The organism is Segatella copri (assembly GCF_026015625.1).
In the GTDB taxonomy this organism is placed as follows: Bacteria; Bacteroidota; Bacteroidia; order Bacteroidales; family Bacteroidaceae; genus Prevotella; species Prevotella copri_H.
In genome coordinates, this window is record NZ_JAPDVG010000001.1 from 3713427 (window position 1) to 3734713 (window position 21287).

14 protein-coding genes are annotated in these 21287 nt (G+C 48.8%); 6 read left to right on the top strand and 8 right to left on the bottom strand.

What is annotated here, in order from left to right:
• Positions 1 to 47 precede the first annotated feature (47 nt).
• From ONT19_RS15410 to ONT19_RS15440, 7 genes are all read right to left on the bottom strand, one after another.
• Entirely contained in the window at positions 48 to 746 is a 699-nt protein-coding gene (locus ONT19_RS15410) for a 5'-methylthioadenosine/adenosylhomocysteine nucleosidase (RefSeq protein ID WP_264953272.1), read from the bottom strand.
• Between the two features lie 242 nt (positions 747 to 988).
• Positions 989 to 1861, bottom strand: coding sequence for a ChaN family lipoprotein (locus ONT19_RS15415; RefSeq protein ID WP_264953273.1), 873 nt, complete (start codon positions 1859 to 1861; stop codon positions 989 to 991).
• Positions 1862 to 1889: 28 nt separating this feature from the next.
• Positions 1890 to 4715, bottom strand: coding sequence for a M16 family metallopeptidase (locus ONT19_RS15420; RefSeq protein ID WP_264953274.1), 2826 nt, complete (start codon positions 4713 to 4715; stop codon positions 1890 to 1892).
• A 29-nt stretch (positions 4716 to 4744) separates the two neighbouring features.
• Entirely contained in the window at positions 4745 to 5971 is a 1227-nt protein-coding gene (locus ONT19_RS15425) for a DUF4929 domain-containing protein (RefSeq protein ID WP_264953275.1), read from the bottom strand.
• 26 nt (positions 5972 to 5997) lie between these two features.
• Complete coding sequence (locus ONT19_RS15430) at positions 5998 to 7389, bottom strand: RagB/SusD family nutrient uptake outer membrane protein (RefSeq protein WP_264953276.1); 1392 nt, start codon at positions 7387 to 7389, stop codon at positions 5998 to 6000.
• Between the two features lie 12 nt (positions 7390 to 7401).
• Positions 7402 to 10428 (bottom strand): SusC/RagA family TonB-linked outer membrane protein, encoded by a 3027-nt coding sequence (locus tag ONT19_RS15435; RefSeq protein WP_264953425.1) that lies wholly within the window; start codon positions 10426 to 10428, stop codon positions 7402 to 7404.
• 597 nt (positions 10429 to 11025) lie between these two features.
• On the bottom strand, positions 11026 to 11121 hold the full coding sequence (locus ONT19_RS15440; RefSeq protein ID WP_153083472.1) for a smalltalk protein: 96 nt from the start codon (positions 11119 to 11121) through the stop codon (positions 11026 to 11028).
• A 553-nt stretch (positions 11122 to 11674) separates the two neighbouring features.
• Between ONT19_RS15440 and ONT19_RS15445 the strand changes: the two genes are divergently transcribed.
• Positions 11675 to 11776: a BRO family protein gene (locus ONT19_RS15445; RefSeq protein ID WP_153091287.1), complete on the top strand. Its 102-nt coding sequence runs from the start codon at positions 11675 to 11677 to the stop codon at positions 11774 to 11776.
• Here the strand turns inward: ONT19_RS15445 and ONT19_RS15450 are convergent.
• The gene (locus ONT19_RS15450; protein ID WP_264953277.1) at positions 11773 to 12450 is read right to left on the bottom strand and encodes a PorT family protein; all 678 of its coding nucleotides are present in this window, start codon (positions 12448 to 12450) and stop codon (positions 11773 to 11775) included. The genes ONT19_RS15445 and ONT19_RS15450 overlap by 4 nt on opposite strands.
• Before the next feature lie 239 nt (positions 12451 to 12689).
• Between ONT19_RS15450 and ONT19_RS15455 the strand changes: the two genes are divergently transcribed.
• From ONT19_RS15455 to kduI, 5 genes are all read left to right on the top strand, one after another.
• Positions 12690 to 15197, top strand: a complete 2508-nt coding sequence (locus tag ONT19_RS15455) for a YfhO family protein (RefSeq protein ID WP_264953278.1) — start codon at positions 12690 to 12692, stop codon at positions 15195 to 15197.
• Between the two features lie 15 nt (positions 15198 to 15212).
• Complete coding sequence (locus ONT19_RS15460; protein ID WP_264953279.1) at positions 15213 to 16034, top strand: GSCFA domain-containing protein; 822 nt, start codon at positions 15213 to 15215, stop codon at positions 16032 to 16034.
• Between the two features lie 52 nt (positions 16035 to 16086).
• Positions 16087 to 18564, top strand: coding sequence for a bifunctional UDP-N-acetylmuramoyl-tripeptide:D-alanyl-D-alanine ligase/alanine racemase (locus ONT19_RS15465; protein ID WP_264953280.1), 2478 nt, complete (start codon positions 16087 to 16089; stop codon positions 18562 to 18564).
• Positions 18565 to 18817: 253 nt separating this feature from the next.
• Complete coding sequence (locus ONT19_RS15470) at positions 18818 to 20182, top strand: PTS galactitol transporter subunit IIC (protein ID WP_264953281.1); 1365 nt, start codon at positions 18818 to 18820, stop codon at positions 20180 to 20182.
• A gap of 29 nt (positions 20183 to 20211) precedes the next feature.
• On the top strand, positions 20212 to 21177 hold the full coding sequence (gene kduI, locus ONT19_RS15475; RefSeq protein ID WP_264953282.1) for a 5-dehydro-4-deoxy-D-glucuronate isomerase: 966 nt from the start codon (positions 20212 to 20214) through the stop codon (positions 21175 to 21177).
• Positions 21178 to 21287 lie beyond the last annotated feature (110 nt).

Here is a 21287-nt window from a genome sequence, read left to right on the forward strand (position 1 = left end):
ATTGAGTGAAGAATCATTCAACATTCAACACTCAACATTCAACACTTCTAAAGACTTTCGAGAAAAGCCTTGGTAACATTGAAAGAGCCTTCAGCCATTTTAGCCCAGAAGTCGAAATACTGCTGTGCCTTGGTATCTTTCAGCGGTACATCGCTGATGATGCGGAAGGAGATGAAAGGCGTCTTGTAGATATGGCAGGTCTGTGCGATAGAGCAGCTCTCCATATCCACCGCCATCGCCTGAGGGAAGTGTTCCAGGATAGAGCGCATCTTCTCCTTGCTGTCTACAAACCATTCGCCGCTCACAATCTGACCGGCATGAATTTTCGGGTGCTTGTTGCCCGGCAGGTTGTTGATGGCGAGTGCCTTCTCCACATATTCCTTAGGTGTTTTGAAGGAAGCAGGCATGCCCAGAATCTGTCCGAATTCGCATTCCTCGCCGCAGTAGGCATCGTGGTAAACGCAGTTGGTTGCCACCACCACCTCAGTCACGTTGAGGTTGATATCAGCGCCTCCAGCCACGCCAGAAGAGATGACGAGGTCAGGGTGATAGTTGTCAATCATTTCCACGGCACCTATGGTACTGTTCACCTTACCGATGCCGCATTGTTGCATCACCACCTCGTTATTGCCTATCTTTCCGATAACGAAGTCCTTATAGTTTTTTCTCTCAACCTGCGATTCGGTCAATAATGTCTTGAGTTGCGCGAACTCCTTGTCCATCGCAACGATAATTCCTATTTTCATCTTGTATACTAACTTTTGGGTGCAAAGTTACTAAAAATATTGCAGAGAGTAGCAAAGTTTAAGGAGTTTTTAAGGAAAAAGGCTTTTAAAGGTAAAAAGGGGCTTTTAAAGGTAAAAAAGTAAAAAGAGCCTTAGCCCCTTCGCGCCCCCGTCCCCAGCGATTCCATCGCTGGTCCCCCGTAATGTTAAAAGCCCCTGATGTAAGAACACACCAGGGGCTTTTTGTTGCGTATTTTGATGGGTTAATATGACATATTCATATCTTCTGCGATACAGATATAGAAATCTGCCAGTCCTAGATAATCTTCATCTATCTTGTCAATCTCTTCCTGACGCACTGCTCTGATGGTGCTGACGGTAGTCTTAGGACGATATTCCTTGAGATAAGGGATGATGCCGTTGTTAGCGTCAGAATGATAGGTGCCGTTGAAGTGAATCATCTGCTCGCCCTTCTTTAGGTTCTGGGCGATAAACCAGCCCATTGTGGCATCCTTGATAGCCTGAGCCTGTGCCATCAGTTCTGGCTTTGAATCCTTAGCCTTGCCCATCAGTCCCATCAGAGCAAAGCCTGATTGGGCATTCTCATTCTCCACATATTTGATAGGCAACTTCGGGAGATAGCGCTTGGCTTCGGCTGAGAGTGAATCGAGATAGGCGAGACCTTTCTCCTTTACCACATTGGCGTAGCGGCGAGGCACGTTGGTTGCTATCAGCGGGAGATGATGGCGCTTGGAATAGTAAACCAATGGCTCATAGTCGGTACTGTAGTTAGGCCAGAGACGGCATTCTTCTTCGAAGCGGTCGGATGAGATTACGCTGCCGGTATATTCGTCGATGATGAGCTGGTTGTCAGCTTCGAGCATCTCCATACCTACCTTCAGCTTATTGTTGTTCTCAGCCAGCGACTCCAATACCTTCAGCTCCATCCAGTGGCTGATGACGCAATTGTGAATTTCGCCGAAGAACACCACATCGCTGGCGGCTACGGTTTTGATCATTTTCTCGTAAGTAACTTCCTTGCCTTTTGCATCGAAAATACGGTATATCTCAGGTGTCTTCTGTGCATAGGCAGTCATGCTCATCATGAGCATGACCATCCATAATATCTTCTTCATATCTTTTCTTCTTTGGGTTGTTTAAAGTTTAAAATGGGTTGCCCTTATAGAGCAGAGCTACGCGCTCAGGACGCACATACTCTTCGAATCCCTTGCGGATATCCTCGGTAGTGATGCTCTTCAGGCAGTTGCTGTAGTTGTCGAAATCTTCCAGACTCTCGCCGTTCTGCAAGAGGGTGGTGAGGATGTTCTTCCATTCTGCCGGTGCGTCATCAGAGAGCGACTTGCGCTTGGTAACGAGGAACGACATCTTCAGTTTGTTGAGCTCTCCCTCGCTGATTCTGCTGGTCTGCAGCTCTTTGATGATTCCGTCCAGTGCCTGGATAGCCTTGTCGCGGTTCTCGTTCTTCAGCGCAATCTCCAGCCAGAAGTTGTATTTAGCCTGAGGCACTCCGGCATAGTAGAGGTCGGCGTATGGAGAATAAACAATGTTCATCTTCTCGCGCAGGATGCTCAGCAGGCGGTTCTGCATGACATCACGCATCAGTTTCAGCATGAGTGACTGGCGGAGTCCTGGCTTGTAGTTGCCCGAATAGATGTAGTTCAGCACGGTCTGCGTCTCCACGTCGTTTTCGAAAGCCTCTTTGTAAGGACTCTTCGGCATGTTGCTTGGCTTGTCCTCGAAACGGGTCATGTGGGCTGATGCCTTGAGGCGCGCAAAGGTGTTGACGATGGTGCCCAGAACCTGCTCTTCATCGATGTTGCCGGTAACAATCAGCGTGGTTTGCTGAGGGTTAGCAAAGAGCGATGTATAATAGTTGGTCATGGAATCCAGATTGAGCCTGTTGAGGTCTTCCTTCTGGATTTTGACACCGCTGTTTGCCGGCATGTTGCACACCAGCGAATCCACTCTTCTGGAGAGCCTGCGGTTGATGTCGCGCTTGAGCAGACGTTCGAGCAGGGTTTCCTTGCCGAATCTCTCGATTTCCGCATCGCGTACTTCCTTGAAATCTTCGTATGACTTGCCTGGAGCCGTAATCTTCTCGTAAACCAGGTTCATCAGTTCCTGTGCCTTGTCGGTTGGGGCTGAGGCGAGCACCTGGTGCCAGTAGTCGGCGATGCCTACGCTCATAGAGAGTCCCTCTGCCTGCATCACTTTGGTCAGCTGGTCGGTATTGATATGTGCCAGACCGCCCATGTCTACATAGCTTACGGCGTCTTTGAGCAGCGGATATTCCTGCTTGCTGAGGTCGCCTACGCCTCCACGTCCGTGCATGGCGATATAGATGGTGCTGTCCTTGTCGGTTGTAGGTCGCATCACCAGTCTCAGTCCGTTGGCGAGCTGATATTCCGATACTCCGATATCCTCGTATTTGCGCTTGCTTACTATAGATGCGTTGGCATCTGGGTGGGTGGCAGACAGACAGGCTGGTATGTCAACGTGCTGCTTTTCCTCTACTTCCTTGCGCTGGTAGGTATAAGCCGGCATGCGGGTCTTCAGTCCCTGCTGCCAAAGTTGCTGCAACTCGCTTTCGGTGAAGGATTCAGTCTTCCCGGCGTTGTTCTGGTAGGCTACGAGGAGCGATTGCTTACCTTCGTTCAGAATGGTCTTGAAGAGTTTCTGGAGCTGGCTGCTGCTGGTGTTGCTTACCAGAAGTTTTACCTTTTCCATATCCTCGTCCCATGCCACATAGCGGTCGCCTGAGATGATGTAATCTACGAAGTCATCACACCATTTACCCGACTGGAATCCAATGGTATCCGCCTTCATCCTGTTCACCTTTTCGGTTACATAGTCAGCGAGTTCCTCTTTTCCGAATCCTTTTTTCGTGATATCAGCGAAGGCACCGAGCACCTGGGTCATCTTCTCCTTGAGTTCCTGCTTACCCTTGCCTTCTACAGAGAAAGAGAAGTGGTTCTGGGTAGCGAGATACCAGGCATCGCTGATGTCGCATCTGATACCCCGTGCTGCCAGTCGCTTGCTGATAGCCGCGATAAGCAGTCGGTATTGCTCTTTCAGGGCGGTAGAAGCGATGGTGTTGCCTACCACACCCTCGTGAGGGATGATGAACTCCAGTTTGGAACTGGTGCCTACGGTATCTTTCACCTCGTGCAGGGTGATACTTTTCTTATAGGTAAGCGGATATTTGTCCAGCGGAGTAGGCTGGCCCTTGGCTATAGAACTGAAGGTATCCTGGATGCGCTTCTGCATGTCCTGGGCATCTACATTACCTACCACCACCAGACAGGCATTCTGAGGCAGATACCACTGGTGATAATAGTTGAGCAACTGGTTGCGCGAGATGGTTTCGATATCCTGCTCTGTGCCCAGCGGCATGCGCTGGATGTATCTTCCGTCGCCAATCTTCAGGTTGTAGAAGTCATCGCCCGTGCTGTAGCCGCGCAGTTCTTCCTTGATGACGCCACGTTCCTGCTCTACGAGTTGAGGTTCGAAAGAAACCCCGTCGAGAATGTCGCGTACGGCAAGAAGGGTGCTGTCCATTACCTGTGTTCCGAAGTCGGCAACCGGCAGTGAGAGCCAGTAGATGGTACGGTCGAAGCCGGTGAAGGCATTGATGTCGCGTCCGTATTTCATACCGAGCCGTTCGAAATAATCTACCCATGCATCCTGGGGAAAGTGCTTGGTACCCGAGAAAGACATGTGCTCCAGAAAGTGAGCGCCACCTTTCTGCTGGTCGTTCTCCTGCAGAGAACCTACCTTCATCACCAGTCGCATCTCTATGCCGTGGCGAGGCAGTGCATTGGGCATAATGATATAGTGGAGTCCGTTATCAAGGTAGCCTTCCACGGTTCCCCGTGGAAGGTTTATTTTAGAATCTTTGTTCGCTCCTGCCGGCAGACAGAAAGCTGCCAGCAGTGCTAATAGGAATAATTGTTTTGTTATTTTATACATAATGTCGGCATTAGATGGTGAAATGCTTGTTAATTACCAAATGTATAGGTTGCTTCAACCCGCTGGCATCCGTATGTATCATTAAGATACCAAGGGAAGGCGAAGGTCATCTTGCCGCTGGTGAAGTCGATTTTGCCTGTTGGAGCAACGTAGATGTTTTTATAATCTGTCGCTTCTCCGTCTGCTACGACATCGGTATTGTCGAAGAATGAATAAGGATTCAGCGAACCGCCACCATCAATGATCTCCTGTACAGGAACATTGGTCCTGGTATCTCCTTCGTCTACTTCAAACGACTTGTTTGCATCAGCCATAGCCTTGAGACGGTCCCATGCTGAGAAGGTATAGTCGAATGGAACGGTAGTAATCTCTTCCCCGTATAAATCTACCTTGCTGCCTGTAAACTTGAGGGTCATATCTGCCGGGTTTACCTCGATGCCATCCAGTGTCATGGTGAAGGTTTCCTTATTGTAATCGTAGTTGATGTTCTCCATAACAGCCTTACCGTATGGCATCTGTGTCCAGTTTTCTGCATCTTCTACGGTTCTCTTTCTCAGCATTTCATAGTTGAACGCAGCCATACCCATTGCATTTGAAACCATCTTCAATACAGGTTTGTCGGCAGTAGCCTTCTCGCTCAGTGTGATGATGGTAACGCCGCTGAAAGAACGGGTATCTTTGTTGTCGTTGATATCAATCTTGTCATCGTCATTGAAGGTAACCTTGGTATCTACCTTTACCTTACCGAGAATCTTGGTCAGGTCGATGTTGAGGTTCTGCTTGTAGCCCTCAATGAGCTTCTGCTGTTCTGCCGTGAGGACAGGAATGTCGGAGTCTGGCTTGATGGTCAGGGTTACGGCTTTCCCGTCTGTCTTCATGTTGGCATCAGAGAAAGTTGCCTTTACGGTCAGTACGCGATCTGATTTGAGCAGACTCTTCTTGTTCGACTTTACGGTGAAGGATGCAGTCTTGGCACCAGCCTTCAGCGCGATGGTAGAAGGAGTGAGTGTAGCCACATTGTCATCATTTCCTTCGAGCGAAAGATTGATGGTAGCGTCTGCTGTCAGGGTATTACCGATGAGGATGTTGAATTTTACTTCTTCATCATCATCCTCGTTGATGATATTGTTTCCGGCTGCAGAAATCGATACATAGTTGGTCATCTGCTTGCCATCATTGTCATCACTGCTGCTGCATGCGCTGAAACCTGTCAGCATCGCGAGCATACACATAAGTATGAATTTAAATTTCTTCATTGTTCTCTTTATTTTAAATGTTAATATTATCTGTTAATTGGCCACTTGTCGTTTTGGGTCACATTGTTGTTATATTTATATTCCGAAGCAGGGATAGGGAAGTTCCAGCGGTAATCGTCCTTGCTGATTTTCGCTGTGGCTGCTCCGCCCCATGCCGACACACGGTTCAAGTCTGCGTGGGTTCGCTTCAGGTCGAAGTAATTGCTGCCTTCGCCTACGAATTCCTTGTACTTCTCTGCCAGGATAGCCTGAACCAGCGCATCGCCCGTTGTGTTATCTGCGATAGGATCGGCTGAAACCAGCTGCAGGTAATGGTTGATGCGCTCGCGTGCCATCTGTTCGTTGTTATCGCGTGCATAGGCTTCGGCAGCGATGAAGTAGGCTCCGGCGTAACGCATGCGGTTGATGTAGTTAGGCTGGGTGCCCTGCTTGTTCATCATGTTGTACTTGCCCATCAGGTTGCGGGTCTTACCGTTCTGGTCTTTCGGATAGAGCGTATATTTCGCGCGTACATCCTCATCCGTAAAGGTGAATGCCGGATTGACGGCATAATAGTCGCCTTCAGAGCTGTCGTATTCGATGGCGACATAATAGCTGTTCTGGGTGTTGAAGGCAAAGATTCTGCCGCCATAGCTCTCGGTGCGCCAGAGTCGGGAGTAGCTTTCGCCGCCTATCTTGCTGTCGTCGCCCTGTTCTATCACATCGTCGGCATATTCGGCTGCTTTCTTGTAATCGCCCATATAGAGTGCTGTTTCGGCAAGCAGATAATCGGCTGCGGTCTGCGATAACCATCCGTTCTTTGAGGGCTGGTTTCTCACTTCTGATGCCTCTGTTATCAGACTGTTGATCATGCCGATACAGGTTTTCTTGCTGCTGCGGCCATTGGTTTCGAAACCGAACATGTTCTTGATGATGATGCCGTCGGCCTCCGGATTCTCATCGTATGGAGTGGCGTAGATGCGCAGCAGGTCGAAATAGCACATTGCCTTCAGCAGCTGCGCCTCTGCCTTGATAGCCTGCTTCTCCTGCAAATCGGCTGCGGTCTCGGTCGTAATCTTGTCGATACGCTCCAGGAGTACATCGCAGTTGGAGATACAGGTGTAATACGCCGGCCATACGGTTGACGAGAGGTTGCTGATGTTCTTGTCCTGCCAGTTGTAGAGGTTCTGGGTTTCAACATCCTTTCCCGAGAGGTTGGTAGGGCAGAAGTCGTTGCCCAGGAGCGAAAACTCATACTCCTGATGCGGATAGCTCAGATAGCAGGAGGTGAGCAGAGAGCGCCCCGTGTTGACATCGGTGATGGCATCGGGGTCTGAAAACTGGTCTGGTGGTGGCACATTGAGCGAGCAGGCTGCCAGAAGCAGGGTGCTGCCCGTGAAGAGTAGTGCCTTCTTGATGATATTCTTGATATTCTTCATCTTTTCTGTCTCCTAGAATGTAAGATTCAAATTGAATGTATAAATTGGCTGTGTGGTGCCGGCAAGGGTTCCGCTTTCCGGGTCGCTCTCTTTATACGAGGTCCACGTAAAGAAGTTGGATGCCTGGAAACCTACGGTGGCATACTGCATGAATGGCAGTATCTTGTGTAGGGTAGCGGCTGGCAGGCGGTAGCGCATGCTCACCATAGAGAGGCGCAGGTAGTCGCTCTTGCCCACGGTGCGTGAGTTTGGATAGAGTGCTATGTTGTCTTCTGCGGTGGATGAGGTGTAGAACGGTGTCCAGTAGGTCTTGTTCTCATCGCCTTGCTTGAACCACATCTTATCGGTCTGTCCGGCTACGGCATTCTTGTTCACATTGTCCTTGTCTCTCACATACGAGTAGTTGAAACGCTGGATTCCGCCATGAACGTAGTAGAAGTCCATATCGAAGTCGAACGACTTGTATGAGAAACTCAGGTTGAAGGTACCTGAATAAGGTGGTGTGAGATGGCCTAATGCCACTACATCGTCCTTGGTAAGTGCCTCGGTAGCCTGTTTCTCTGTGCCGTCTGGCAGCAGGAATACCGGATAACCGGTGAGCGGATTGATGCCCAGCGACGTAGGTCCGTAGAGCATATCGTATGATTTGCCTACCTCATAGTCTGGAACCAGTGCATCTTCGGTGGTGTAAATCTTGTCGGCATAATACAGGTCGAGCACCTTGTTGTCGTTGTAAGCAAGGTTGGCTCCGATGCTGAGTCGGCAATCGTAGGTATCGATGATCTTGGCACTCAGTCCCAGCTCTATACCTCTGTTCTCCAGCACACCGATGTTGCGCTTCAGGGTAGAATAGCCTACAGATGTAGGGATTGGCACATCGAGCAAAGCCTGTTCGGTACGGCGGTTGTAATAGTTTACATCCAGCGTGATGCGGTTGAAAAGGTCCATGCTCATACCCAGGTCTACCGACTTGTTCTGCTCTGGTTTCAGGTCCTTATTATATAAGGAGATAAGTTCCAGTACGCGCTGGTCTTCGTAGGTATTGGTGGAGTAGGAGAAGGTTCCTGTTGTGGTAGAAGCCGAAACTCCGTTCAGATTGGCTGTGATACCATACGAGCCCTTGAAGTTGAGGCGTGAAATCACCTTGTTGTCCTTCAGGAAGGCATAGTTGGATGGTGTCCATCCCAGACCTACCGCCCATGCCTTGTTCCATCGCTTGTCTGATGGTAGAACCGAAGAGGCATCTACCTTGTAGGTAGCATAGAGGTCGTAGGTGCTCAGCAGACTGTAGCCCAGCACGCCACCGATACCCAACTGGCGGTTCTTGTCTCTAGGAGCGCTCATCTTCACTCGGCGTGAGCCGGTGAGCGACTGGTTGATGGCTGCTGCCGAGTTCAGGGTTCCTACGCCATAACCGGTAGTGCTCAGATTATCGATGTTGGTATCATAATAATCCATGTTGGCACTGAAGGTGAGGTCGTGAATCTCATTGAACGTACGGGTATAGGTAGCACGCACGTTGGCAGAGATATTGGTGGTGGTATTCTTGGATTTCGAATAGATACCGCGTGCCACTTCTGGCACACCGCTATGGGTCTCAGAGTAGGCTGTAGAAGGTGTAAACTGGTGTGACTCATCCAGTACGAAGTCGATACCGGCTACAGCTGCAACATCCAGTCCTGGAAGCAGGTTCAGGGTGATGTTACCGTTCACGCCAAACTCCTTGTCGGTAGATTCGGCGCTGTACTGGTTCATCAGGTCCTTATAGGTCTGTCCCGGATACGACCAGAGTTTGCCTGTCTTCTGTTCATAAGGGTTCAGTTCGTAAATCAGCGAAGAAGGATCACTTGAGGTTCCGTTAGGCGTATTGGTCTTCGAATAAGAGCCCGTAACGCCCAGCATGGCATAACCAATCTTTCCCAGTTTCTGGTCTACATTCAGTCGGATGCCCATACGCTGCTTGTCATTTCCCTCGATACGGCCGCCCTGATAGGAATAGTTGGCTGAGAGGAAATAGGTGGTTCGCTCATTGCCGCCTCGCAGACTCAGGTTATGGCGCTGGTAAAAGCTGTTGCGCAGGAGTTCGTTGAACCAGTCGGTGTTGATATTTCTCAGAGAATCGAGCTTGTTCTGGCCATCGGCAATCATGCTTGCCAGATTCGGATTGTCGGCAAAGTACTTGCGGTAGTAATCCTCGCTGTATCTGTAGCCAGGAGTCTCCACGTTACCGATGAGTCTCTCCAGTTCCAGTTTCTCGGCAGAGCTCATCATCTTGAGGCCTCTTCGGCCTCGTGTAGTTACACCCATATTGGTGCTGTAGTTGATGAGTGGAGCACCCGAATGGCCACGCTGTGATGTGATTTCAATCACACCGTTAGCCGCCTTCACACCATACAGTGCACAGGCTGTAGCATCCTTGAGCACCTTCATGTCCTTGATGTCAGATGGGTTCAGGTTATAGAATGTCTCGGCAGAGATAATCTGACCATCCATCACATACAGCGGCTCGTTGGTTGCATTGCCCTGTCGGAGCGAAGAGTTTCCGCGCAGACGGATCTTCGGAGCAGAACCCAAATCGCCCGTATTGGTAACGACAAGGCCCGGCACGGCACCCTGCAGTGCCAGTGCCATGTCAATCATCGGCTTAGCTTCTACGCGCTTCATATCCACATTCTCTACCACACCCGATTTGGCACGCAGGTCGATAGCGTTGATGTTGCTGCGCGCCACTACCACCACCTCGCCAACCGAGGTAGCAGAAGGTTCGAGCATCGGACTGATAGTCGACTGACCTTTATAAACAACTCGCTTAGTTTTAAAGCCGAGCATCGAAAATTTTACGTTAGCACCTCGCTTGATAGGCTGGCTGAAGGAATAACGGCCTTCATCATCCGTAACGGTTACGATTTGTGTTCCCTCCACTTTTACGGTAACCCCCGGCAGCGGATTCTTATCCTGGTCGTAAACGTATCCAATTAAACTTTCGTTTTGTGGTAAGATAACCTCTCGGGCTATCTCGGGGTTGTTCACAGCAGCCATGAGATTAGCCGACACCGAGCATAAAGCAAGGGCAGCCAATCCGACAGTAACGCTATGATTTACTTTTCTCGTCATAAGAAAATTCTCTCTCTGTCTTTCCATGAAACTCAATTTAGTAATAATGCGGAATGTTTCTTTCTGCGGCAAAGATACAATTTTTTTTTAAAATTAAACATTTTTTTTGTACCTTTTTGTCGAAAATAGTGTAAAATACCTAGTTCTTAGTAGAAAGGTGTAGTATTTTAGAGTTTCTATCTTTCTATATGTGTCTGTTTTGTGATTTTTTGCCGTCAGATTGCCTGTTTTTACCGTTAAGTAAGATTTTGGGATGATGTTTTAAAAAATGTTTAGTTATTATGGCTGTAGTAAAATAAATATTTGATTGATAATCAATGAGCTAATCCACCTTGCTACCGCGTTTTGCGGTTTTATCTCTATTAAAAGTAAAAAAGAAAAAGGGTAAAAATAGCCCCCGATGCGTGATGCACCGGGGGCTATTTTTCAAGACTTGAGGGGACCAGCGATGGAATCGCTGGGGACGGGGGCGCGAGGGGGTTAAGGCTTTTTTTACCTTTTTACTTTTTTACCTTTTTACTTTTAAAGGCTACAGCTGGTAACTCCGAGCGTAGTAGCGATGGCTGTGAGGAAGGAGATTGCAATCTGCAAAATCGTTTTCCAGGTATTTACTTTCATATTTTTAAATGTTAAATGTTAAGTGTTAAATGTTAACTTGGTTGGGCGCGCTTTGTCGAGTGCAGCCTTTCTTCGAACGACGATGCAAAGATACGCCAATTTCCCGATACCACCAAATTTCAGCGTGTGATAAGGCGCGATTTTCAGCACGCTTTCAATCGAAACCTGTTAAAAATCCTAACTCGCCGTTTTGCGCCCCGCAACTCATACTTTTTCAGAAGAGAAAACATAGAGTTAAAGAGAAGAAAACACAGCACCTTATTCAGTATTCAGTTATTCAGTTTTTTTTAAGGGGTTACTTTTTACCCCCTTAAAAAGTAAAGTTTATATACTATCTATATATCTATATCTAATATATATAATATAATATAAAAATACATTACAAAATAACCAATCCCTTTCTTCCGGGTTTTCAAACCCTTTATCCATGTAAGGGTTTAAAAAAAAACTGAATAACTGAATACTGAATACGGATGGTCTTACCCATGCCCCCTGTTTTAGGGTGCATGGGTAGTTTTTTAAAAAAGGAGAACCGCAGTTCTGTGCCCAACAGATGCTCTATGTTAACGAGAGCGGTTTCTATGCTTTGGTTCTCGGCTCTAAGCTTTCTACTGCCGTGAAGTTCAAGAACTGGGTTACGGCTGAGGTTTCCTAGAAGTTAACTCCGAAATTGAGCTGGAGGGCTCCATTGCGCGATTTGTCGAAACTGTCGTGGCAGATGTTGGCAAGACCGATGTCGTAGGTGAGATCGGCATAGAACATGTCGTAGCCGATGCCGCAGCCGATGCGGATACCACCATCAAGGCGGCGGAAGTTTGCATCCTTGAATGAACTCTCTGCTTCACGCTCGGCAAAGTTCTTGATCTTGCCTCCTACACCAATGGCAAAATAGCCGCCTACCTGAGGCTGGAGGGAGAAGTGGTCGTCTACCTCGTACTTGTACTTCAGTACGGCTGGAATCTCAAGATAGTTGAGATCGTAGGTCATCTTCTTGCCTTCAGGAAGATCCTTCTTGCCACCTTTCTCTATATACGAAAGTCCGGTTTCGAGATAGAGTGGGGCGCTGTCGGTCAATGGGATGCCGGCTACTACGCCCACATTCAGGCCGGTCTGCCAGTCGCCACCATCCAGACGGGAATCGTCGGAATTGACAAAGGTGAAGGCAGGACCGATGCGGAATCCGTAATACGGGCTGCCATAGTTGTGGTTGTAACGGTAGTCGAGATGCCCCGTCTGCTTGTTGTAATATCTGCTGTCACGATAATTCTGTGCTGCTGCTGGCATCAGAGCCAGGAGCAATGCCATCATGATGAATGCTAATCTTTTCATAATTCTTATTCTTTTATACATTAATATATTCTGTTTGAAGAAACTTGTTTTACAGTGCAAAGGTAGGGATAAAAAACGAAACGGCAGCGAGCGTTTCCCTAAATGATAGAGGGGAACCCCTATTTCTGACCTAATACAACTTTCTCAACAAAAAAAATATAAATTTTTGCTATATTTTTTTGTTTTGTCTCCAATTTGTGCTATCTTTGCCTTCAAATTATAAACGTTTATATAGAAATATGAAATTTTTGAAGAAGTATCTACTGGATATTCTGGTAGTTATTGCATTTGCAATCATCTCCTTCGTCTACTTTATGCCTGCCGATATGGACGGACGAATCCTCTTCCGTCATGATGCAGCGGCAGGAAAGGGACTGGGACATGAAAAGGAACTCTTCCAGCAGCAGACGGGAGAGACTACACGATGGACGAACTCGGTGTTTGGCGGTATGCCTACCTATCAGATGTCGCCTTCGTATGACAGTAATCAGGTGCTCAGCCAGATTGTGAAGGCATATCATCTGTGGTTGCCAGACTATGTTTGGTATGTCTTTGTATACCTCCTGGGCTTCTATATCATGCTGCGTGCCTTCAACTTCAGACAGTCGCTGGCGGCGCTGGGAAGTATCATCTGGGCATTCTCGTCCTACTTTTTCATCATCATCGCTGCCGGACATATCTGGAAGGTATGGGCGCTGGCTTATCTGCCGCCGATGATTGCGGGCGTGGTGCTTGCCTATCGGGGCAAGTATCTCAAGGGACTGCTCCTTACTGCCATCTTCTCGGCTTTCGAGGTGCAGGCTAACCACGTGCAGATGACTTATTACTACCTCTTTATCATCCTCTTCATGGTGATTGCCTTTCTGGCAGATGCCATTAAGAAAGGTGAACTCGCACGCTTCGGAAAGGCTACGGCGGTATGCGTGGTGGGTGCCCTCATCGGTATCTCACTCAACCTCTCGAACCTTTATCATACTTGGCAGTATGGTCAGGAAACCATGCGAGGAAAGAGTGAACTTGTAAAGAAAAACTCGGCTAACCAGACCAGCAGCGGTCTGGATAGAGACTATATCACACAGTGGAGCTACGGTATCGACGAAACTTGGACGCTGATGATTCCGGATGCCAAGGGCGGTGCCTCCGTGCCGCTGGCGCAGAACCAGAAGGCGATGGAGAAGGCTGATCCTAACTTTGTGCAGATTTACCAGCAGCTGGGACAGTACTGGGGCAACCAGCCGGGAACGAGCGGACCGGTATATGTAGGTGCCTTCGTCTGCATGCTCTTTATCTTGGGTCTTTTTATCGTGAAGGGTCCGATGAAGTGGGCGCTGCTTGCTGCCACCATCCTGAGCATCCTGCTCGCTTGGGGTAGAAACTTCATGCCGTTTACCAATTTCTTCCTCGATTATGTGCCGATGTATGCCAAGTTCCGAACGGTGGCATCTATCCTGGTTATCGCAGAATTCACCATCCCGCTCCTGGCGATGATGGCGCTGAAGAAGATTGTAGATGAGCCGGAGATTCTGACAGAGAAGATAAAATATGTATATGCCAGTTTCGGTCTGACAGCAGGCTTCTGTCTGCTCTTTGCCATCATGCCGGGCGTATTCTTCCCTGATTTCGTATCGGTACAGGAGACACAGGCGCTGCAGCAGTTGCCTCAGGAGTATATCTCTCCAATCATGAGCAATCTGACGGATATCCGCAAGGGCATCTTCACATCCGACTGCTGGCGTTCGTTCTGGATTATCCTCATCGGTTCGGCACTGCTGATGCTCTTCAAGATGAAGAAGCTGGGCAAGGAATATATGATTGCCGGTATCGCTGTGCTCTGTCTGGTGGATATGTGGATGGTGAACAAGCGCTATCTCTACGATGATATGTTCGTGGACAAGGCGCAGCGCGATACACCGCAGCAGATGACCGAGACCGACAAGATTATCTGCCGTGACAAGGCACTCGACTACCGTGTGCTGAATCTGGCATCGAATACATTCAATGAGAACGAGACCTCTTACTACCACAAGAGCATCGGCGGTTATCATCCAGCCAAGCTCCGTCGTTACCAGGAGATGATTGATGCTCACATCGCTCCTGAGATGCAGAAGACTATGCAGGCTGTAGCTGCTGCGGGCGGCGATATGACCAAGGTGAACGGCGACAGTATCTATCCGGTATTGAACATGCTGAATACCAAATACTTCATCATGCCGCTGCAGGGCGGACAGACCGTTCCGGTTCAGAATCCGTATGCCTACGGCAATGCATGGTTTGTAGACGAGGTGAAGTATGTGAACAATGCCAACGAGGAAATCGATGGCGTGGGAAAGGTGAACCTCCGACATGTGGCTGTGGCTGATGCCAAATTCAAGGAACAGCTGGCGCAGAGCGTGAAGCAGGATGATACTTCGGTGGTGAAGATGATTCAGTATAAGCCGAACAACCTGACTTACGAGGTCAAGTCGAGCAAGGGCGGCGTGATCGTATTCTCTGAGATTTACTATCCGGGCTGGACGGCTACGGTTGATGGACAGCCGGCTGAGCTGGGCAGAGTGAACTATATTCTGCGTGCGCTGAACGTGAAGGCTGGTAACCATAAGGTAGTGCTCGATTTCCATCCTCAGTCGCTCAAGAATACCGAGACGGTGGCTTACATCGGTTATGGCGTTCTGGCTCTCCTTATTATAATAGGTGTAGTGGTTGAGGTGAGAAAACGCAAGAAGGCTTCTCCGGAAGTGAATGAATAAAAAGGAGAAAGACTTATGCTGTTTCGCACAGAAATAGATATTCCGAAGGCCGACTTCGAGATAGGGGCGGCAGAGCGGATGCTCTTTGTGGGCAGTTGCTTTGCCGACAATCTGGGTAGGCGGTTTGTGGAGAACCGCTTCCGGGCTACGGTGAATCCCTTCGGGGTGATGTATAATCCGGCAAGCATTCTCCATACGGTAGAGAAATGTTCCGAGGTCCGTCCCCGGGTGGCTGTCTTTACGCTGGGTACCAACCATGTGTATATCCTGAAGGAGACGGGCGAGATAGTGGACAACTGCCAGAAGCGCCCGCAGCGCCTCTTCGAAGAGCGGGAACTGAGCGTGGACGAATGTGCCGGCTATCTGCAGAAGGCTATCAGTCTGCTGAAATCGCAGACCGCAGCATCTGATGGCAGTGAAGGCACTCTGAAGGTAATCATCACGGTAAGCCCTATCCGCTATGCGAAATACGGCTATCACGGGAGTCAGCTTTCGAAGGCTACGCTCCTGCTGGCAGCCGATAAGCTGGTGAAGGAGAATCCGGGGGTAGTGAGCTATTTCCCGGCTTACGAGATTATGAACGATGAACTCCGTGACTACCGCTTCTACAAGGAAGACATGCTGCACCCGAGCCAGCAGGCTGTAGACTATATCTGGGAGCGGTTCCGGGCAACTTACTTCGGCAAGGCAGCCGAGCAGTTTCTGGAAGACTGGAGGCCTATCCGCGAAGCACTCGGCCACAAGCCCTTCCATCCCGAGAGCGAGGAACACCAGAAGTTCATCGCCAGGACGGAAGAGAAGAAAAGACAATTTGAGGAGAAATATCATCTCTTATAAAATGGAGAAATATCATCTCTTATAAAATAAAGAATATTTAAATAACAAGACAATGACATATACTATTGAAAAGGTAACCACACTGATAGGTGCGCGTCGCTATGGAGACAATGATACCAACATCGGTTTTATCCTGACCGATAGTCGTTCACTTTGTTTCCCAGAGGAAACTCTGTTCTTTGCGCTCAAGTCGGAGCGTAATGATGGTCATAACTACATCCCTGAGTTGTATCGCAGAGGTGTGAAAAACTTTGTTGTAACGAATGTGCCTAAGGGCTATGCTTCTGATTATCCGGGAGCCAACTTCCTGAAGGTAGTAAACACGCTCGAGGCTCTCCAGCGTCTGGCTGAGCGCCACCGTGACGAGTTCAACATCCCTATCGTAGGCATCACGGGCTCAAACGGCAAGACCATGGTCAAGGAGTGGCTCTACCAGTTGCTCTCGCCAAGCATGTTTGTTACCCGCAGTCCGCGCAGTTACAACTCTCAGATAGGTGTGCCATTGTCGGTATGGCTGATGAACGAGCAGACCCAGGTGGGCGTTTTCGAGGCAGGTATCAGTATGCCTGGCGAAATGCTTGCCCTGCGTGACATCATCCAGCCAACCATCGCCGTACTGACCAATCTGGGTGCTGCCCATCAGGAGAACTTCTCTTCCTTGGAGGAGAAATGCCGGGAGAAACTCATCCTCTTCCATGATGCAGAGACCGTAATCTATGATGGCGATGACGAGGTTATCAACAAGGTGATAGCCGAATATCCCGACTATAAAGGCGAGAAACTCTTCTGGTCGCTCAAGAACCCGGAGGCTCCTTTCTATGTAAAGAACATCGAAAAGCAGCAGAGCGTGAGCGTGATTACCTATATATATAAAGGTGAGGAAGACAGTTTCTCTATCCCGTTCATCGACGATGCATCTGTACAGAATGCCATCATCTCTGCCGTCGTGGCATTGAAACTCGGTCTTTCGGCTGAAGATATCGACAAGCGCATGACACAGCTCGAACCTGTGGCAATGAGACTGGAGGTGAAGGTAGGACAGCACGGATGTACGCTGATCAACGACAGCTACAACAGTGATATCAATTCGCTTGATATCGCCCTCGACTTCATGAACCGCCGTCCAGACCATCGCGGTCGTCGCCATACGCTGATATTGAGCGACATCTACCAGAGCGGTCAGGAACCGGAGGCATTATATAAAGAGGTGAGCGATTTAGCCCGTAAACGTGGCGTGGTAAAGTTCATCGGTATCGGTCCTGAACTCTGCAAGCAGCACGATGAGATTCAGATTTCAGAGAAGTTCTTCTTCCCGAATGTAGAGGAATTCATCGCCAGCGAGGTGTTTGCTTCCCTGCGCGATGAGGTGATTTTGCTGAAGGGCGCCCGTCAGTTTGGCTTTGACCAGCTCACCGAACTGCTGGTACAGAAAGTACACGAGACTACGCTGGAGGTGAATCTGAACGCCGTGGTAGCCAATCTGAACTACTACCGTGCGTTTATGAAGCCGGAAACCAAGCTGGTATGCATGATCAAGGCAGACGGCTACGGTGCAGGTGCCGTGGAGATAGCCAAGACCCTGCAGGATCATCGTGTAGACTATCTGGCTGTGGCTGTAGCCGATGAGGGTGTTACGCTGCGCAAGAACGGCATCACCAGCAACATCATGATCATGAATCCGGAGATGACCGCCTTCAAGACCATGTTCGATTACGACCTGGAGCCGGAGGTTTACTCTTTCCGTCTGCTCGATGCGCTCATCAAGGCAGCTGAGAAAGAGGGCGTAACCGGTTTCCCTGTCCATATCAAGCTGGATACCGGCATGCACCGCATGGGCTTCGACCCTGAGAACGATATGGAGGAACTCATCGGCAAGCTGAAGCACCAGAATGCCATCATCCCACGTTCTGTGTTCTCTCACTTCGTGGGCAGCGATGACGACAGCTTCGATGATTTCTCAGCTCATCAGTTTGAACTCTTTGACAAGGGCAGCAAGCAGTTGCAGGCAGCCTTCGACCATAAGATATTGCGCCATATCTGCAATTCGGCAGGTATCGAGCACTTCCCGGAGCGCCAGCTGGATATGTGCCGTCTGGGACTCGGACTCTATGGTATCAATTCGCGCAACAACAAGACCATCAACTGCGTGAGCACCCTGAAGACAACCATTCTGCAGATGCATAACGTGAAGGCAGGTGACAGTGTGGGCTACAGCCGCAAGACAATTCTCGACAGAGACAGCGTCATCGCAGCCATCCCTATCGGATATGCTGACGGACTGAACCGCCGTCTGGGCAACCGTCATGCCTACTGTCTGGTGAACGGCCAGAAGGCAGATTATGTGGGCAACATCTGTATGGATGTGGCTATGATAGACGTGACCGACATCCCTTGCAAGGAAGGAGATTCGGTAGAAATCTTCGGCGAGCATCTGCCTGTCCAGACACTGAGCGACATCCTCGAGACCATCCCTTACGAGGTGCTGACCACCATCAGCAACCGTGTGAAGAGAGTTTACTTCCAGGACTAGGAAGTGAAGAGGGAAGAACGAAGAGGGAAGAATGAAGACCGATTCAGTAAAAAATCATTTAAAAACGTATAAAAAATAGAGAAATCCTATCAGAAATGTTCTGATAGGATTTTTTTTTGCGTAAATTTTTCCATCAAAACGTATTGTAATTGAAGAAAAAAGTGTATCTTTGCACACAACAAATCATCTAAAGACAAAAAAGGGTGCTCCTTGTCGAGTATTTTCTAACAATTAAACAATTCAAAAAATTAAAATGGAACAAGTATTTAGCTATATTATCAGTCTCGGTGCGAGCGTGATGATGCCTATCATCTTCACGGTCATCGGTCTGTGTATTGGCATGAAATTCGGAAAGGCTCTGAAGTCGGGACTCTTCGTAGGCGTGGGTTTCGTAGGCTTGGGCGTGGTAACTGCATTGCTGACTACCAACTTCAACGACCCATTGAAGGCTATTTCAGACATCTACCACCTACAGTTAAACGTTTTTGATATGGGATGGCCTGCAGCTGCAGCTGTAGCTTACAATACAGCAGTGGGCGCATTGATTATCCCAATCTGTCTGGGTGTCAACTTCCTGATGTTGATTACCAAGACAACACGTACCGTAAATATCGACCTCTGGAACTACTGGCACTTCGCCTTTATCGGTGCGGTGGCTTACTTCGTGATGGGTCAGAGTTTGCTCTGGGGCTATTTCGCAGCCATCGTCTGCTACATCAATACCCTGGTCTGTGCAGACCTGACAGCCGACAGATTCCAGAAATATTACGATTTGGATGGTATCTCTATTCCGCAGCCATTCTGCCAGAGTTTCATGCCATTCGCAATCGTTTTCAATAAACTCTTCGATATGATTCCGGGCTTCTCTAAGCTTGATATCGATGCAGAGGGACTGAAGAAGAAGTTTGGTGTGCTCGGTGAGCCACTGGTACTCGGTGTTATCGTAGGTGCCCTGATAGGTTGGGCAGCCCAGCTCGATATCAAGAAGATTCTCTTCCTGGGTGTAACGATGGGAGCCGTGATGGAGTTGATTCCTCGTATTACAGCCCTGTTTATCGACGGTTTGAAGCCTATCTCAGAGAAGACACAGGAGTTGGTGAAGACCAAGTTTAACGGCAAGAAGGTTCATATCGGTATGAGTCCTGCCCTGGTTATCGGTCATCCTACTACCCTGGTAGCATCTGTGATTCTGATTCCGGTTATCTTGGCTATCGCAGTCTTCCTGCCAGGCAACCAGTTCTTGCCTTTGGCATCGTTGGCAGGTATGTTCTACCTCTTCCCAATGATTCTGCCGTTTACAAGAGGTAATGTGGTGAAGACGCTTATCATCGGCCTGGTAACCCTCGTCATCGGTCTCTATTTCGTTACCGATATGGCACCAGACTTTACGCTGGCAGCCAACCAGGTTTATGCAGCAACAGGCGATAATGCCGCTCATATCCCTGACGGATTCTCAGGCGGTGCACTCGATTTCGCATCCTCTCTCTTCGGATGGGTTATCTATCGCGGTGTGAAGCTTTCATACGTAGGTATGGGTGTTCTCGCAGTCATCACGGTAGCCATGATGGTTATCAACCGTCAGCGCATCGTGAAGGAAGAGGGAAAGGTAAAAGGGTAAAAAGGTAAAAAAGTAAAAACAAGATAATTATGAAGAAATTAACATTAATATTAGCAGCAATGGTATTAACAGCAAGTCAGGCTTTTGGCCAGTGTGGAAAATGTGGTTATGAAGTGAAGGCAGAAAATGCCTACACTAACTACAACGTTCGTTATGCAAGCAATCCGGTGGATGCAAAGCACTATACAACAGACCGTCTTCGCGGTGAATTCGCTATCGAGAAGGTGTTTGCTCCAGGCGAGGTAAACTGGACATACACCCTATTCGACCGCTTCCTCATCGGTGGTGCTGAGCCAACAACTGCTCCTCTGAAGCTGACTTCTATCGCTCCTCTCTATACAGACAAGCCAAACGATCAGAAAAATCTGCTCGACAACCGCGAGTTGGGTATCATCAACATCGGTGGCGAGGGTACTGTTACCGTTGACGGCAAGAAGTATACACTTGGTTTCCAGGAGGCTCTCTATGTAGGTCGTGGTGCCAAGAACATCGAGGTAAGCAGCAAGGAAGCAGCTAAGCCAGCTAAGTTCTATATGAACAGCGCTTGTGCTCATCAGACATATCCTACCAAGAAGGTTACCCTGAAGGATGCCAACAACATCAAGGCTGGCAGCCTGAAGGAGAGCAACGACCGCGTAATCCACCAGTTGATTATCGACGGTGTAGCCGGTGTTCGTACCTGCCAGTTGCAGATGGGAGTTACTGAGTTGAAGGAGGGTTCTGTATGGAACACCATGCCAGCTCATACTCACCTCCGCCGTATGGAGACTTACCTCTATTATAATGTACCAGAGGGTCAGAAGATTCTCCACGTAATGGGTGAACCACAGGAGACACGTCCTATCTGGTTGAACAACGAGCAGGCTGTGATTGCTCCAGAGTGGTCTATCCACTGTGCAGCAGGTACCAGCAACTATACCTTTATCTGGGGTATGGCAGGTGAGAATCTGATCTACAACGATATGCAGGTAGTGAAGATTCCTACATTGGAATAATAAGATACATGATATGGCAACCTGGTTCATGATGAATCTGAGCCAGGCTTTGCCGTCTAAATAGTAATCTAAAATAAAAATAAGTATAACGCTTAAAAACTTTTTGCAAA

Bases quoted from the DNA above. Each gene is read 5' to 3' on its own strand.
- ONT19_RS15410 (WP_264953272.1), bottom strand. From the start codon at position 746: ATGAAAATAGGAATTATCGTTGCGATGGACAAGGAGTTCGCGCAACTC.
- ONT19_RS15415 (WP_264953273.1), bottom strand. From the start codon at position 1,861: ATGAAGAAGATATTATGGATGGTCATGCTCATGATGAGCATGACTGCC.
- ONT19_RS15420 (WP_264953274.1), bottom strand. From the start codon at position 4,715: ATGTATAAAATAACAAAACAATTATTCCTATTAGCACTGCTGGCAGCT.
- ONT19_RS15425 (WP_264953275.1), bottom strand. From the start codon at position 5,971: ATGAAGAAATTTAAATTCATACTTATGTGTATGCTCGCGATGCTGACA.
- ONT19_RS15430 (WP_264953276.1), bottom strand. From the start codon at position 7,389: ATGAAGAATATCAAGAATATCATCAAGAAGGCACTACTCTTCACGGGC.
- ONT19_RS15435 (WP_264953425.1), bottom strand. From the start codon at position 10,428: ATGGCTGCTGTGAACAACCCCGAGATAGCCCGAGAGGTTATCTTACCA.
- ONT19_RS15440 (WP_153083472.1), bottom strand. From the start codon at position 11,121: ATGAAAGTAAATACCTGGAAAACGATTTTGCAGATTGCAATCTCCTTC.
- ONT19_RS15445 (WP_153091287.1), top strand. From the start codon at position 11,675: ATGCTCTATGTTAACGAGAGCGGTTTCTATGCTTTGGTTCTCGGCTCT.
- ONT19_RS15450 (WP_264953277.1), bottom strand. From the start codon at position 12,450: ATGAAAAGATTAGCATTCATCATGATGGCATTGCTCCTGGCTCTGATG.
- ONT19_RS15455 (WP_264953278.1), top strand. From the start codon at position 12,690: ATGAAATTTTTGAAGAAGTATCTACTGGATATTCTGGTAGTTATTGCA.
- ONT19_RS15460 (WP_264953279.1), top strand. From the start codon at position 15,213: ATGCTGTTTCGCACAGAAATAGATATTCCGAAGGCCGACTTCGAGATA.
- ONT19_RS15465 (WP_264953280.1), top strand. From the start codon at position 16,087: ATGACATATACTATTGAAAAGGTAACCACACTGATAGGTGCGCGTCGC.
- ONT19_RS15470 (WP_264953281.1), top strand. From the start codon at position 18,818: ATGGAACAAGTATTTAGCTATATTATCAGTCTCGGTGCGAGCGTGATG.
- kduI (WP_264953282.1), top strand. From the start codon at position 20,212: ATGAAGAAATTAACATTAATATTAGCAGCAATGGTATTAACAGCAAGT.